The organism is Halopiger xanaduensis SH-6 (genome assembly GCF_000217715.1).
Lineage (GTDB): Archaea > Halobacteriota > Halobacteria > Halobacteriales > Natrialbaceae > Halopiger > Halopiger xanaduensis.
Genome location: NC_015666.1, coordinates 32,669 through 45,939, shown reverse-complemented (window position 1 = coordinate 45,939; position 13,271 = coordinate 32,669). Strand labels below are relative to the sequence as shown.

Here is a 13,271-nt window from a genome sequence, read left to right as displayed (position 1 = left end):
TCGCCATGACGACTCCCGAGGCACGAGAGGAGGCGGTACTCGAGGCAGTTCGCAAGCGCCGCGAGCGCGTTAACGACGCGATTCCCGAGGAGTTGCCGATTCAGAAACCGGAGCGGCTCTACGAGGCGTCCCGCTACCTGCTGGACGCGGGCGGCAAGCGACTCCGACCGACCGTCCTGCTGACGGCCGGCGAATCGCTGGTCGACGCCGAGCCGCTGACGGCCGACTACCGCGAGTTTCCGACGCTGTACGGCGCCGGCGAAATCGACGGCGTCTCGAGTTCCGACGGGGCCGACGGTCCCGACGCGATCGACCTCATGGACGCCGCCGTCAGCGTCGAGGTCATCCAGTCGTTCACGCTGATCCACGACGACATCATGGACGACGACGACCTCCGCCGCGGCGTCCCCGCTGTCCACCGCGAGTACGACCTCGAGACGGCGATCCTCGCGGGCGACACCCTCTACTCGAAGGCCTTCGAGATCATGCTCGAGACCGGCGCCGCACCCGAGCGCGCGGTCGAGGCGCTGGACATCCTCGCGACGACCTGCACGAAGATCTGCGAGGGCCAGTCGCTGGACGTCACCTTCGAGGAGCGCACCGACGTCACGCCCGACGAGTACCTCGAGATGGTCGAGCAGAAGACGGCCGTGCTCTACGCCGCGTCGGCGTGTCTGCCGGCCGTCCTGCTGGGCGCCGACGACGAGACGATCGACGCGCTCTACGGCTACGGGCTCGACATCGGCCGCGCGTTCCAGATCCAGGACGACGTGCTGGACCTGACCGTGCCGAGCGAGAAACTCGGCAAGCAGCGCGGCAGCGACCTCGTCGAGAACAAGCAGACGCTGATCACGGTCCACGCCCGCGAGCAGGGCGTCGACGTCGAGTCGCTCGTCGACACCAACGACGTCGACGCCGTCACCGAGGCCGAGATCGACGACGCCGTCGCCGAACTCGAGGCGGCGGGCTCGATCGGCTACGCCAACGAGATGGCTCGCGACCTGGTCGCCCAGGGGAAAGAGCGCCTCGAGGTCCTCCCGGACAACGAGGCGCGCGAACTGCTGTTCGACATCGCCGACTACCTGATCGAACGCGGCTACTAGCGAGCGACGCCGGTCGGCGTCGCCGCGATGCGATAGCCGTCCGCCCGATTTTTCGCGGCTCGAGCCACGAACGATCCTCGAGCGGCGCGTGTCATCAGCCAGCAGCGTAGATGGCGTAGTTGAGGACCGCTGCGAACGACACCCAGCCGAGGTACGGCACGAGGAGCGCGGCCGCGAGCCGGTCGACGCGATCGAACGCGACGATCGTGCCCACGATCGCGATCCAGAGCGCGGCGATCACGGCGATCCCGAGATCCGGCCGCTGAAGACCGAAGAACGCCGGCGTCCACGCGAGGTTCAGCGCGAACTGGATCCCGAACGCGGCGAGCGCGACGCGGACGGCTTGTCGGGAGGGGCCGCGCCGCCAGATGCGGTACAGTGCGAGTCCCATGAGCGTAAACAGCAGCGTCCAGACGATCGGGAAGAGGATCGACGGCGGGTAGAACCACGGTCGATCGATCCAGCTCGTGTCGGAACCGATGAAGACCGAGGGAAGCGCACCGAGGGCGTTGACGCCGAGGACGAACGCGAGCGCGACGATCGCGTCTCGTCCCGCCGACCGGGGAAACTGGACGTGCATATGCGACCGTACGTCTTGCGAACGGGTAGTGCTTGTCTCGAACGGTGCGGCGCGCCGACACCGCGGGGATTTTGAACGGGCGCGGCAAATCACTCGCTAATGGACGACGAGTTACAAGAGCGCGTCGAGCGCGAGGCCGAAAAGCACGCGCTGTTGAACGCAGTCAAACACGAGAGCGACGCCGACGTCGGCGCCATCATGGGCCCGCTGATGGGCGACAACCCCGACTTCCGCCCGCACGGGGACGAAATTCCGGGCGTCATCGGCGGCGTCGTCGGCCGGGTCAACGACCTCGAGTACGAGGAGAAACGCGAGCGCCTCGAGGAACTGGCCCCCGAGGAACTCGAGGAGATCGAGGCCGAGGAGGAAGAAGACGAGCACGACCTCCCTTCGCTTCCGAACGCCGACGAATACGACGAGGTCCGGATGCGCGTCGCGCCGAACCCCAACGGCCCGTGGCACGTCGGCCACGCGCGGATGCCCGCCGTCATCGGCACCTACAAGGAGCGCTACGACGGTTGGTTCTGCGTCCGCTTCGACGATACCGACCCCGAGACGAAACGTCCCGATCTGGACGCCTACGACGCCATCCTCGAGGACCTCGAGTACCTCGGATTCGAGCCCGACGACGTCTACCGAGCCAGCGACCGCCTCGAGACCTACTACGACCACGCGCGGGAACTGATCGAGCTGGACGGCGCGTACACCTGCTCTTGTTCGGGCGACGAGTTCTCCGAGCTCAAGAACAGCGGCGAGGCCTGCCCGCACCGGGACAAGGACGCCGAGACCGTCAAAGAGGAGTTCGAGGCGATGGTCGACGGCGAGTACGAGAGCGGCGAGATGGTCCTGCGCGTGAAAACGGACATCGAGCACAAGAACCCCGCGCTGCGCGACTGGGTCGCCTTCCGGATGATCGACACGCCCCACCCGCGCGAGGAAGCCAGCGAGTACCGCTGCTGGCCGATGCTGGACTTCCAGTCGGGGATCGACGACCACCTGATCGGGATCACCCACATCATCCGCGGGATCGACCTCCAGGACTCCGCGAAGCGCCAGCAGTTCGTCTACGACTACTTCGGCTGGGACTACCCCGAGGTCGTCCACTGGGGCCACGTCCAACTCGACGCCTACGACGTGAAGATGAGCACCTCGACCATCTCCGAGTTGATCGAGGAAGGCGAACTCGACGGCTGGGACGACCCGCGAGCGCCCACCATCAAGAGCCTCCGTCGGCGGGGGATCCGCGGCGAAGCCATCGTCGACGCGATGGTCGAGCTCGGTACCTCGACCAGCGACGTCGACCTCGCGATGAGTTCGATCTACGCCAACAACCGCGACCTGATCGACGACGAGACCGATCGCCGCTTCCTCGTCCGTGAAGGCAATCAGGTGCCGCTGGCCGGCGACCCGCCCGCAGAGGCGAACCCGCCGCTGCACCCCGACCACGAGGACCGCGGCGTCCGCGAGATTCCCGTCGGCGACTCCGTCCTCCTCGAGCCCGAGGACCTACCCGACGACGACGCCGAGGACCGCCGCGTCTGGCTGAAGGGCTTGGGCTGTTTCCGTTTCGACGACGGCGTCCTCGAGTACACCGACGACGATATCGACGTGGTCCGCGACGAGGGCGTCGACGTGATCCACTGGGTGCCGGCCGAGGAGAGCGTCCCCGTCCGCATGCGAACGATGGACGGCGACGTCCGCGGGCGCGCCGAACCCGCCGTCGGCGACCTCGAAGCCGACGAGATGGTCCAGTTCGAGCGCGTCGGCTTCGTGCGGATCGATCGACAGGACGACGACGAAACCGTCGTCTACTACGCTCACGCGTAAGCTCGACGCTCGGTTTCGTCAGGGGTAGTCGCGCCCGAAAAAGCGAAACTGAATCGAGACGGCTGCCGATCAGATTCGACCACCGCAGGCGGAACCGACGCGGTGCAATCGGTCGACTGGATCGTCGGCGGTTCTATAGGTCGGACTCGTTATCGTCGGATTCGTTCTCGTCCGACTCGTTGTCTTCTGATTCGTTACCGGCCGACTCGTTGTCGGACTCGTTACCGCCGAGCTCGTCAGACTCGTTGCCGGCCGACTCGTTTCCGTCGGTTTCGTTGTCGCCCATTCCGCCGCCGTCTCCACTCTCGAGTTCGATATCGCCGACCATCGTGGAGGAGTGGGGCTCGCACACGTACTGGGCCATCTCGCTGGTGACTTCGTCGATCTCGAGGGTTGCGGTCTCGCCCTCCTCGCTCACCATGTCGGTCTCGTAATCGTCGACGATCTCGTCGCTGTCGTCCCAGATGACGAGGTTGTGCTGGGCGCCGTCGGCGTTCTCCCACGTGATGTCGTAGGATTCGCCCTCCACGAGGGTCAACGTGGGGTTCTCTTCGTCGGCGATCGACTCGGGTTCGGTGGCGGTCCAGGCCTGGGTCGACCCCTCGAGCATGATCTCCGTTCCGGGTTCGATGGCCTCACCGGTACCGCCGTCTTCGGCCGATTCGTTGTCCGTTTCGTTATCCTCGGTTTCGTTCTCCGCTTCGTCTCCCGGCTCGGTTTCCGTCTCGTTGTCGCCGGTCTCCGTTTCGTCGGTCGTCGTGTCCGTCTCGGTCTCGTTGTCCTCCGATTCGTTTCCTCCGCCACCGGGGCCGCCACAGCCCGCAAGTGCCGTCGTGACGCCGGCGACACCGGTGATCTTGAGCACTGTGCGACGAGTGATCGGGTCAGCGTCCTTCACGTTCGACCGAACACGACAGAGCGTTATTAAACCACATTTATGGAACATATGACCTTCTGAGAGGTCAATATCACAGAATATTGGATTAGGGTTGAAATATTAGTGAAATAAGTAACTCTTCCCGAACCGACGGTCGCCCCTCGATGACTCACCGTAGCGATGAACTGTTCGTTACAGTGACGAGAGCGAGACCGTTCCCGTCGTCTCGCGAGCGAATCGAACCTCGACGGTTGCAGCCGCGGATTCGTAGCCGGGCGCATCGACGGTGACGGTGTGGCGACCGTGCTCGAGTTCGACCTCGAACGTTCCGTCCTCGGTCGTCCGGACGCGTGTTCCGTCCGCGCGGACGGTCGCGTCCCCGATGGGTTCTTCGTCGTTGCCGACGACGGTGCCGGTGAATCGGCCGAAATCCGGGAGTTCGCGGGATTCGCCTGACGGGTCGACGTCGCGGAGTTCGACGACCGCCACGGCGGTCTCGTCGGCCGCGACGTACGCCTTCCCGTAGCCGTCGTCGTAGCCCTCGGCGTTCGTGACGCGAACTTCCCACCAGCCCTCGGCGACGGCGAACCCGGCGTTCCAGCGCTCGCCGTCCGGGACCGATCCCAGCGGCGCCGTCACGTCGTACTGGGTATCGCCGTAGATCGTCACGTCGCAGGGAATCGTCGGCCCGCCGCCGACCTCGGTCGCGAACACCTCGAGTTCGCCCTCGCCGGGGCCCCACGCGCGCTCGAGGGAGACGTTCGCCGTCGTCGGGTCGTCCGCGGCGACGTCGACGACGCTCGTCGCGCCCCGGTAGCCGTCGGCCGTCACCGTGTGGTAGTACGTTCCGGGCTCGAGGTCGATCTCGTAGCTGCCGTCCTCGTCGGTGGTTGCGGTGTGGGCATCGATGCCGTCTGCGAGTGTAACCGTCGCGTCAGCAACTGGAACGCCGAAATCAGTGATCGTTCCGTCGATGTGCCCCGCAGTCGCACTGTCGGCTGCCGCGGGTCCGAGGGTGCCCGAACCGGCGAGTAGCCCGGTTCCGATGATCCCCGCCCGCCGGAGCAGCGTTCGGCGATTCGCGCTCATTTCCGTCCGCAGGGAACCCACTGTTGAGCATATGTCTTCCGTATTCGGGCTCGAGAGGGGCTGAATTCAGGAAATAGAGAATGTGAGTCAGAAGAGAAAGACGGCGATCAGAAACCCGAACAGGACCGACGCCGTCAGCAGCGCTTCCACGGCCGTCGAGGCGAGCACGCCGATCGTCGTGTAGATCGCCGACCGCGCGCTGTGATCGAACGTGCGCTCGCGGGCGAACTCGAGGACGAAGACCGTCCCGAAGAGGCCGGCGAGCAGGCCGAGCGGACCGGTGACGATCATGAGCGCGATGCCGACGACCGCGGCGGCGGCCGTGGTCGCCCACGACGCGCCGCCGGCCCGCGCGGCGATCGAGCCGCCGAAGAGTTCGACGACAAGGGCGATCGCGCCGAGGATCGTCAACGCCGCGACCGTGATCGCGCCCGGGTCGGTAAAGCCGGAGTGCCACCAGTAGAGGAACACGCCCGCCAGCGAGAGCGCGCCGCCGGGGACCAGCGGGAGGGCGGTACCGAGGACGCCGCCGACGAGCAAGGCGACCGCGACGACGGTGATCGCATCGACCATACCGGTCCTACCGCGGGCCGCGGCAAAGTCGTGCCGTCTTCAATACCGTTACGTACCGGGCTCCGAACCCCTACGTATGACACGCGGAGCGATCATCGTCGGCGCGTCCTCCGGCATCGGCGCGGCGCTGGCGCGGGAACTCGCCGACGAGGGATACCAGATCGGGCTGGCAGCCCGCCGAACCGAACGCATGCGACAGATCGGCAGCGAGTTGCCGACGAAATCCTACGTCGCGACGATGGACCTGCTCGACCCCGAGGACGCTCGCGAGGGCTTCTTCGAACTGGCCGAGGCGATGCCCGCGGTCGATCTCGTCGTCATCAGCGCCGGCGTCGCCGCGATGAACCCCGACCTCGAGTGGGACGCCGAGCGGCGGACCATCGACGTCAACGTCCGCGGCTTCACCGCGATCGCGACGGCGGCGCTGGAGTACTTCGAGAACTATCCCGACCACGCCAGCGAGGCCGACGGCCATCTGGTGGGCATCTCGTCGGTCGCGGCCCACCTCGGGACCGGCGGCACCCAGGCGTACAACGCCTCCAAGGCGTACGTCTCGCGGTACCTCGAGGGGCTGCGCCACCGCCAGCAGCACCGCGACGCGGACGTGACGATCACGACGATCGAACCCGGCTTCGTCGACACCGACCTCTCGATGGGCGGCTTCTGGGAGTGTTCGCCGGAGACGGCGGCCGAACAGATCGCCGGCGCAATCCGCAAAGAGAAGAACCACGCCTACGTCACCCGCCGCTGGCGGCTGGTGGTCTGGGCGCTGGCCCTGCTGCCGGAGTCGATCCGTCGCCGGCTACTCTCCTAACGATCGGTACTCGAGGACTCGAACGATTCGAGAGGACCGTCTGCTCGGCCTCGACAGGGCTGCTCCGCGGCGATCTCGAGCCTCCGGATCCGACCGATCCAAATCCTTTCGGAGAACGGTTCAAGCGCCCTGCCGGGAAAGAGCGTGGTGTGCTCACGAACAGGACCCCATCCGACGGCGCCACAACGCAGCGATTCCTCGTGACCTGCGATGGCTGTTCGTTCGAACGAACAGCCGACGGCCGCGAGAACGCCGCGGCGATCGGGAACGATCACCGACAGCAGACGCGCCACGACGTCGTCGCGCTCGAGGTGCCGCCGTCGCTCGGCGACGACTGAGAGCGGTTCTACTCCTCCCCGTTCACTTTTCGCTAAAGCGCTCGCGTACCTCGATCGCCGCGTCCACGCCCGCATCCGCGCCGTAGTAGTCCACCAGCGGGCAGACGGCGTCGCCGAGCGCGCGCATGCACTGGCCCGGCGAGTGGTACTCGAGGCGCTCCGCGACGGTCGGCCAGTCGCGACCCTGGAGCACCCGAAGGACGAACAGCCGTTCCTTCCGCTCCGTCAGGTCGACCGCGTCGGGATCCTCGACGAAGTACCGGACGACCAGCCGGCGGAACGGACCGGGATCGACGTCGAACAGCCCCGGACCGTAGGCCGCGCCGGCGACGACGCGCCACTCGTGGTCGCTCAGGTCGACCGGCGGCGCGGCGGCCCGATCGACGCTGCGCAATGCCGTGCGGGCCACGTCCGGCTCGAGGTCGTCCAGCGCGTCCGAACAGAGCGCGGCGAAGCGGCGGGCGAACCACCGCGAGTGGCGGTCGTGGAGGTCGCGCCCGGCGTCGCTGGTCGGCGCGAGCATGAGCGCCGAGTACTCGCCGCTGGCGTCGTTGCGCGTCGTCGAGAGGTGCACGGTCCGGTAGCCGTTTGCGCGCCAGAACTCGAGGAGGCCGGACGTCGCGCCGAAGCCGGTTCCGAGCCAGTCGAGTTCGTCCGCAAATTCCTCGCGCACGCACTCGAGCAAGCGCGATCCCAGCCCGCGCGAGCGCGCCTCGTGGTGGGTCGCGATGCGGACGACGCGCAGTCCTGCGGGCTCGCCAGCCGACTCGTCCCGAAGCTGGCTCGTGAGTACGTCGGGGAGCATGTTCCCGCGCACGCGGCCGCCCTCGTACATCATCGTCCGGGTGGCGGGATCGAGGTTGCCCTCGCGGGCCAGCAGGGCGACGCTGACGACATGCCCCTCGTGAACCAGCGCGCGGGCCTCGAGGTTCGGCGCGTCGAGCAACCGCGCGAGGTCGTTCGGTTCGGTTCGGTAGTGCGCGAGCACGAGCAACCCGAAGGTTTCGCGCAGCAGCGTCTCGTCGGCGAGCAGGTCGTCGGGCTCGAGTCGCCGATACTCGACGGTTTCGGGGTCGGCGTCGGCGACGAGCGGCGCGACCGGCGGCCGCGCGTCGAGCAAGAGCGCGCGGAAGGCCCACACCTCGACGGGGTCGCCCGCCGCGTACCGGATCGGCTCGACGAGCGTGCGATCGGTCACGTCGTGGTCGCTCTCCGCGAGCCGATCTCGGAAGCGGACGGAGAAGCCCCGTCCCGCACCCTCGTAGCCGTGGATCGTCGTCGCGAACGCGACGCGGTCGGCCGCGAGGAACGCCTCGAGCCGAGAGACCGGCAGCGCGGCTGCCTCGTCGACGACGACGATATCAGCGGTCTCGAGGCGGTCGACTGCCTCGGCGGGTTCGTGGAACCGGACGCGGCCGCCCGTAGTTGTCTCGAGGCGGCGGGAGTCCGCTGCCGTTACGTCTACGTCCTCGAGCCGCTCGCACAGTTCCCTCGCACGCTCGAAGACTTCCGCGGCGTTGCGTGCGTTGGGGGCGGTCACGAGAACGTCCAGTCCGTCGGCGGCGAACGCGCCCGCAGCCAGTCCCGCGGCGCTGGATTTCCCGCGGCCGCGGTCGGCCTCGAGGACGACGGCTTGTCGGTCGGCACCCGTACTTTCGTCGCTCCCGTCCGCGAGCAGCGACTCGAACGCGTCGACGGCCTCGAGCTGATCCACAGTCAGGCAGGCCTCGTACGCTTCGGTCGGGAATCGGTGGGTGGCTGACGGCTCGAGCGCCGGCGCCGCGATCCGAGGTGCCGGATCGGTCAGCCCGTCGAACTCGAGTCGGTCGCCCTCGAGGTCGACGATCGAAATCCCGCGGTGAGCTCGCAGCGTCTCGACGAGTCGGCGGCGGAACCGGCCGGTGACCTCGGACAGCTGGAACGGCGGAACGGCCAGCGACTCGTCGAACGCACCACGGCGGTCGGACCACGCCTCGAGCGGCGGCGTCAGGAGGACGAGCAGGCCGCCGCCGTCGACCGCACCGACGACCTTCCCGAGCGCGTTCGGGCGCAGCCCCTCGTGAGCGTCGAGGATCACGACCTCGCGGGTCGTTCCGAGCAGTTCGCCCGCGTTCGCCTGCGGGAGGTGCTCGCAGCGCAGTCGGTCCTCGGAGCCGACGAGCGTGGTGTCGGTGATTGCGACCGGCAGGGCGTCGAGGACGGCCTCGAGTTCGTCGTACCCGCGTTCGCGGTCGCCGGCGAGCACCAGCGCTCGGCGTTCGTTCGCGCGCGTCGCCTCGGCGCGGAGCGACTCGGCGTGCCCGACGACGTCGACGGTCATAGCTGGGTCTTGGGGGCTCGCGAGTAATAGCCTCCGGACTCGAGCATCCGGGAACACGGAGCCGCGATTAGCAGCACACGGCTCGCCGGCGATATCCGACCCTGAAACTCCGACTCCCGGTTTATATCCAGGCCGCGTCTCTCTACGGGTACATGGCAGAGATCACGATCACGACCACGGACGGCCTCGAGGGTCGGGAGGTAGTCGAGTACTGCGGCGTCGTCTCCGGCGAGGCGGTCATCGGTGCGAACGTCGTCAGCGACATCGCGGCCGGCATTCGCGACGTCGTCGGCGGGCGCAGCGGCTCCTACGAGAAGAAGATCGAGACGGGACGCGAGGAAGCGATCGCCGACCTGCGGGCGGACGCCGAGGAACTCGGCGCGGACGCCGTCGTCGGCGCGACCTTCGACTACGAGGAGATGGGCGAGGGGATGCTCTGGGTCAACCTCTCGGGGACGGCGGTCAAGACGCGGCGGGCGTAACCGGCCGCTCGTCGTCGCCGGTCGGACCGACTCGAGCCGACTCGAGCCTGCCGTGCGGACTCATCCCACGGCCCCAGCCGTTTGAACACGCTTTTAAGGGGGGCAACGCTACTGACGTAGTACACCCTACGCGGGGTTGATGATGCTCCTAGCCCCACAGGACTCCCGCCGATTTTCTATCGGCCCGGGTACCCAGTTCCCGGACGGCAGGGGAGCGCGAGCCCACGCGTAGGAGAGGTGAACAACCTATGTCAGTCTACGTCAACACCGACATCCCAGCCGACCTCGCCGACGACGCCCTCGAGGCGCTCGAGGTCGCACGAGACACCGGACGCGTAAAGAAAGGAACCAACGAAACGACGAAGGCCATCGAGCGCGGCAACGCCGAGCTCGTCTACGTCGCCGAAGACGTCTCCCCCGAGGAGATCGTGATGCACCTGCCGGACCTCGCCGACGAGAAGGGCATCCCCGTCGTCTTCATCGAGACCCAGGACGACGTCGGCCACGCCGCCGGCCTCGAGGTCGGCTCGGCCGCCGCGGCGATCGTCGACGCCGGCGAGGCCTCCGGCGACGTCGAGGACATCGCCGACAAGGTCGAGGACCTCGACTGAGGTGATTATACATGAGTGCTGAAGAGGAAGAAAGCGGATCAACGCCCGCCGAGGTCATCGAGATCGTCGGCAAGACCGGCATGCACGGCGAAGCCATGCAGGTCAAGTGCCGAATTCAGGAGGGCGAGAACCAGGGACGTATCATCACCCGAAACTGCCTCGGGCCGGTCCGCGAAGGGGACGTGCTCCAGCTTCGCGAGACCGCCCGCGAGGCCGACTCCATCGGAGGTCAGTAACCAATGGTCGAGAAACGCACCTGCGACTACACGGGCGAAGAGATCGAGCCCGGCACGGGCATCATGTACGTCAAGAACGACGGCACCGTGCTGCACTTCGTCGACTCCAAGGCGGAGAAAAACTACAAGCTCGGTCGCGAACCGCGCGATCTCGAGTGGACCGCGGAAGGTCGCGCTGGCAAGGGCCCCGCGGAAGCGGACACGCCCGCCGACGAGGAAGCCGACCAGACCGAAGCGGTCGACGCCGGCGAAGACGAGGACCTCGAGACCGAAACCGAGGCCGTCGACGAGGACGAGGAAGCTGAAGCTGAAGCCGAAACCGAGGAGAGTGAGGCCTAATGAGTGACCACGAGCGCACCTTCGTGATGGTCAAGCCCGACGCCTTCGCGCGCGGCCTCGTGGGCGAGGTCATCTCCCGACTCGAGGACCGCGGGCTCAAGCTCGTCGCCATTAAGGTCGAGAACATGCCCCGCGAACGGGCCGAGGAACACTACGGCGAGCACGAGGACAAGCCGTTCTACGACGACCTCGTCGACTTCATCACCTCCGGCCCCGTCGTCCCGATGGTCTGGGAGGGCCAGGACGCGACCCGTCAGGTCCGCCAGATGATCGGCGAGACCGACCCGCTCGAGGCCGAGCCCGGTACCATCCGCGGCGACTATGCACTCGACCTCGGTCGGAACGTCGTTCACGCGGCCGACCACGAGGACGAGGGCGCCAACGAGCGCGAGATCGCGATCCACTTCGACGACGACGAACTGATCGACTACGAACAGCACGACGCCGAGTGGCTCTACGAGTAACGCTCGACGCTTCGATCCGCCGGGGTACCGGCGATCTACGTGCTATATTACGTTTTCCAGTTTTTCACGCCGCCTCTAGTTGCGACACTGCACAGGAGATCACAGATTGTTCGAATATTTCATCTTTTTACATAGTCCCGAATTAAAGACAGGTATTGTTCTAGGGAGACGTAACATCTAATGTGTCGGCTAGAGTAGGGGCGGTTGGTGGTTTCGAATGGTAACATACGGTAGGTGGTCTGTGGATGCGTGAACGGGAGCGGGCATCGGCGATGGTGGCGAGCGACGCGACCCCGTCGCTGGACCTCGTTTTCGATCTCCTCTCGAATCGACGGCGGCGTTACGCGCTGTACTACCTCTACGAGCAGCCGGACGGCGTCGCGACGACCGGCGACCTCACAGACCACGTTGCCGAGCTCGAGATGCGAACGCTCGAGGCCGAGGGCGATACCGAGTCCATATCGGAGCCCGAAATCGAGGCCGAGTCCACCCCCGATTCGACAGTCGAATCCGGATCCGAATCCGAATCCGCGTCGACCGCATCGGGCGACCGCCGCCGGCAGATCCGGACGGAGCTGCAACACGTCCACCTTCCGAAGCTCGAGGATGCCGGGGTCCTCGAACACGATCCCCGCAGCGAGACCGTTCGGTACTGGACCCAGCCGTCGCTCGAGGAGTGGCTCGAGCACGCCTATCACAAGGAACTGTAGCTCGGTCGCAGCTGATCGCCGCCGCTCGAGCGACGTGACTTCTCTGCGCCCGCTCGCCGACAAGTGCCGCTGAAAGGTTTAACACGGCCCTCGTGGTGGAATCCGGTATCGTCCCGTGAGACCGTGCCGGGACGAAACCGTGAGGTGTGATACCGTTTCACTCCTCAACGCTTAACAGGCAAGCTGTCGACACGAATCCTGTAGGTGATTCATATGGCAGACCACGAGCTTCCACCACTTCCGTACGATTACGACGCGCTGGAACCGTCGATTTCCGAACAGGTACTGACCTGGCACCACGACACCCACCATCAGGGCTACGTTAACGGCCTCAACTCGGCCGAGGAGACCCTCGCGGAGAACCGCGAGGAGGGCGACTACGGCTCGACGCCCGGGGCCCTCAAGGACGTCACCCACAACGGCTGTGGCCACTACCTCCACACGCTGTTCTGGGAGAACATGTCCCCCGACGGCGGCGGCGAACCCGAAGGCGAGGTCGCCGACCGCATCGAGGAGGACTTCGGCTCCTACGAGGGCTGGAAGGGCGAGTTCCAGAAGGCCGCCGGCGCCGCCGGCGGCTGGGCCCTGCTGGTGTACGACCCGGTCGCCAAGCAGCTGCGCAACCTCGCGGTCGACAAGCACGACCAGGGCGCGCTCTGGGGTGCCCACCCGATCCTCGCGCTGGACGTCTGGGAGCACTCCTACTACTACGACTACGGCCCGGACCGCGGGGAGTTCATCGACGCCTTCTTCGACGTCGTCAACTGGGACTCGGTCGAGGAAGAGTACCAGAAGTGCGTCGATCACTTCGAGTAAGCAGGACGCGACGACTCGGTCAATCCTGGTTTTCTTTCGAGCGCTGATCCGCCAGCGGCGACGCTCGGCATCGAGCCCGTGGCCTCGAGTTC

General features: G+C 66.7%; 16 protein-coding genes. 11 read left to right on the top strand and 5 right to left on the bottom strand.

All coding sequences use genetic code 11. The annotated features are described in order from the left end of the window. Window positions 1–5: 5 nt before the first annotated feature. Window positions 6–1,103: a geranylfarnesyl diphosphate synthase gene (gene idsA3, locus HALXA_RS00215; protein ID WP_013878268.1), complete on the top strand. Its 1,098-nt coding sequence runs from the start codon at window positions 6–8 to the stop codon at window positions 1,101–1,103. Window positions 1,104–1,197: 94 nt separating this feature from the next. Here idsA3 and HALXA_RS00210 read toward each other — a convergent pair whose 3' ends face one another. Beyond that, a complete protein-coding gene (locus tag HALXA_RS00210) occupies window positions 1,198–1,683 on the bottom strand; it encodes a TspO/MBR family protein (protein WP_013878267.1) in 486 nt (161 codons plus the stop codon). Between the two features lie 99 nt (window positions 1,684–1,782). Here HALXA_RS00210 and HALXA_RS00205 point away from each other — a divergent pair, with 99 nt between their 5' ends. Then, window positions 1,783–3,510 (top strand): glutamate--tRNA ligase, encoded by a 1,728-nt coding sequence (locus HALXA_RS00205; RefSeq protein ID WP_013878266.1) that lies wholly within the window; start codon window positions 1,783–1,785, stop codon window positions 3,508–3,510. Between the two features lie 133 nt (window positions 3,511–3,643). Here HALXA_RS00205 and HALXA_RS00200 read toward each other — a convergent pair whose 3' ends face one another. From HALXA_RS00200 to HALXA_RS00190, 3 genes are all read right to left on the bottom strand, one after another. Beyond that, a complete protein-coding gene (locus HALXA_RS00200; protein WP_245550060.1) occupies window positions 3,644–4,408 on the bottom strand; it encodes a plastocyanin/azurin family copper-binding protein in 765 nt (254 codons plus the stop codon). Between the two features lie 171 nt (window positions 4,409–4,579). Further along, entirely contained in the window at window positions 4,580–5,476 is an 897-nt protein-coding gene (locus HALXA_RS00195) for a carboxypeptidase regulatory-like domain-containing protein (protein ID WP_013878264.1), read from the bottom strand. An 87-nt stretch (window positions 5,477–5,563) separates the two neighbouring features. After that, a complete protein-coding gene (locus HALXA_RS00190) occupies window positions 5,564–6,049 on the bottom strand; it encodes a DUF456 domain-containing protein (RefSeq protein ID WP_013878263.1) in 486 nt (161 codons plus the stop codon). Window positions 6,050–6,125: 76 nt separating this feature from the next. Here HALXA_RS00190 and HALXA_RS00185 point away from each other — a divergent pair, with 76 nt between their 5' ends. Both HALXA_RS00185 and HALXA_RS00180 read left to right on the top strand, forming a co-directional pair. After that, window positions 6,126–6,863, top strand: a complete 738-nt coding sequence (locus HALXA_RS00185; protein WP_013878262.1) for an SDR family NAD(P)-dependent oxidoreductase — start codon at window positions 6,126–6,128, stop codon at window positions 6,861–6,863. A gap of 200 nt (window positions 6,864–7,063) precedes the next feature. Continuing rightward, on the top strand, window positions 7,064–7,201 hold the full coding sequence (locus tag HALXA_RS00180) for a hypothetical protein (RefSeq protein ID WP_245550058.1): 138 nt from the start codon (window positions 7,064–7,066) through the stop codon (window positions 7,199–7,201). A 22-nt stretch (window positions 7,202–7,223) separates the two neighbouring features. Here HALXA_RS00180 and tmcA read toward each other — a convergent pair whose 3' ends face one another. Beyond that, on the bottom strand, window positions 7,224–9,521 hold the full coding sequence (tmcA, locus tag HALXA_RS00175) for a tRNA(Met) cytidine acetyltransferase TmcA (protein WP_013878260.1): 2,298 nt from the start codon (window positions 9,519–9,521) through the stop codon (window positions 7,224–7,226). A gap of 152 nt (window positions 9,522–9,673) precedes the next feature. Between tmcA and HALXA_RS00170 the strand changes: the two genes are divergently transcribed. From HALXA_RS00170 to sod, 7 genes are all read left to right on the top strand, one after another. Then, on the top strand, window positions 9,674–10,003 hold the full coding sequence (locus tag HALXA_RS00170; RefSeq protein WP_013878259.1) for a YbjQ family protein: 330 nt from the start codon (window positions 9,674–9,676) through the stop codon (window positions 10,001–10,003). A gap of 248 nt (window positions 10,004–10,251) precedes the next feature. Next, window positions 10,252–10,614 (top strand): 50S ribosomal protein L7Ae, encoded by a 363-nt coding sequence (gene rpl7ae / locus HALXA_RS00165; RefSeq protein WP_013878258.1) that lies wholly within the window; start codon window positions 10,252–10,254, stop codon window positions 10,612–10,614. Between the two features lie 11 nt (window positions 10,615–10,625). Further along, on the top strand, window positions 10,626–10,850 hold the full coding sequence (locus tag HALXA_RS00160) for a 30S ribosomal protein S28e (protein ID WP_004214009.1): 225 nt from the start codon (window positions 10,626–10,628) through the stop codon (window positions 10,848–10,850). Between the two features lie 3 nt (window positions 10,851–10,853). Next, window positions 10,854–11,189 carry a 50S ribosomal protein L24e gene (locus HALXA_RS00155; protein ID WP_013878257.1) on the top strand — a complete coding sequence of 112 codons (336 nt, stop codon included), beginning with the start codon at window positions 10,854–10,856 and terminating at the stop codon, window positions 11,187–11,189. Further along, the gene (gene ndk, locus HALXA_RS00150; protein WP_013878256.1) at window positions 11,189–11,653 is read left to right on the top strand and encodes a nucleoside-diphosphate kinase; all 465 of its coding nucleotides are present in this window, start codon (window positions 11,189–11,191) and stop codon (window positions 11,651–11,653) included. The genes HALXA_RS00155 and ndk overlap by 1 nt, the downstream gene beginning before the upstream one ends. A 245-nt stretch (window positions 11,654–11,898) precedes the next feature. After that, window positions 11,899–12,363 carry a DUF7344 domain-containing protein gene (locus HALXA_RS00145; protein ID WP_049894993.1) on the top strand — a complete coding sequence of 155 codons (465 nt, stop codon included), beginning with the start codon at window positions 11,899–11,901 and terminating at the stop codon, window positions 12,361–12,363. A gap of 213 nt (window positions 12,364–12,576) precedes the next feature. Then, window positions 12,577–13,179 carry a superoxide dismutase gene (gene sod, locus HALXA_RS00140; protein WP_013878254.1) on the top strand — a complete coding sequence of 201 codons (603 nt, stop codon included), beginning with the start codon at window positions 12,577–12,579 and terminating at the stop codon, window positions 13,177–13,179. Window positions 13,180–13,271: the final 92 nt, after the last annotated feature.

Excerpts from the sequence above, each read along its gene's own strand:
- idsA3 (WP_013878268.1), top strand. The coding sequence starts at position 6 with ATGACGACTCCCGAGGCACGAGAGGAGGCGGTACTCGAGGCAGTTCGC.
- HALXA_RS00210 (WP_013878267.1), bottom strand. The coding sequence starts at position 1,683 with ATGCACGTCCAGTTTCCCCGGTCGGCGGGACGAGACGCGATCGTCGCG.
- HALXA_RS00205 (WP_013878266.1), top strand. The coding sequence starts at position 1,783 with ATGGACGACGAGTTACAAGAGCGCGTCGAGCGCGAGGCCGAAAAGCAC.
- HALXA_RS00195 (WP_013878264.1), bottom strand. The coding sequence starts at position 5,476 with ATGAGCGCGAATCGCCGAACGCTGCTCCGGCGGGCGGGGATCATCGGA.
- HALXA_RS00190 (WP_013878263.1), bottom strand. The coding sequence starts at position 6,049 with ATGGTCGATGCGATCACCGTCGTCGCGGTCGCCTTGCTCGTCGGCGGC.
- HALXA_RS00185 (WP_013878262.1), top strand. The coding sequence starts at position 6,126 with ATGACACGCGGAGCGATCATCGTCGGCGCGTCCTCCGGCATCGGCGCG.
- tmcA (WP_013878260.1), bottom strand. The coding sequence starts at position 9,521 with ATGACCGTCGACGTCGTCGGGCACGCCGAGTCGCTCCGCGCCGAGGCG.
- HALXA_RS00170 (WP_013878259.1), top strand. The coding sequence starts at position 9,674 with ATGGCAGAGATCACGATCACGACCACGGACGGCCTCGAGGGTCGGGAG.
- rpl7ae (WP_013878258.1), top strand. The coding sequence starts at position 10,252 with ATGTCAGTCTACGTCAACACCGACATCCCAGCCGACCTCGCCGACGAC.
- HALXA_RS00160 (WP_004214009.1), top strand. The coding sequence starts at position 10,626 with ATGAGTGCTGAAGAGGAAGAAAGCGGATCAACGCCCGCCGAGGTCATC.
- HALXA_RS00155 (WP_013878257.1), top strand. The coding sequence starts at position 10,854 with ATGGTCGAGAAACGCACCTGCGACTACACGGGCGAAGAGATCGAGCCC.
- ndk (WP_013878256.1), top strand. The coding sequence starts at position 11,189 with ATGAGTGACCACGAGCGCACCTTCGTGATGGTCAAGCCCGACGCCTTC.
- HALXA_RS00145 (WP_049894993.1), top strand. The coding sequence starts at position 11,899 with ATGCGTGAACGGGAGCGGGCATCGGCGATGGTGGCGAGCGACGCGACC.
- sod (WP_013878254.1), top strand. The coding sequence starts at position 12,577 with ATGGCAGACCACGAGCTTCCACCACTTCCGTACGATTACGACGCGCTG.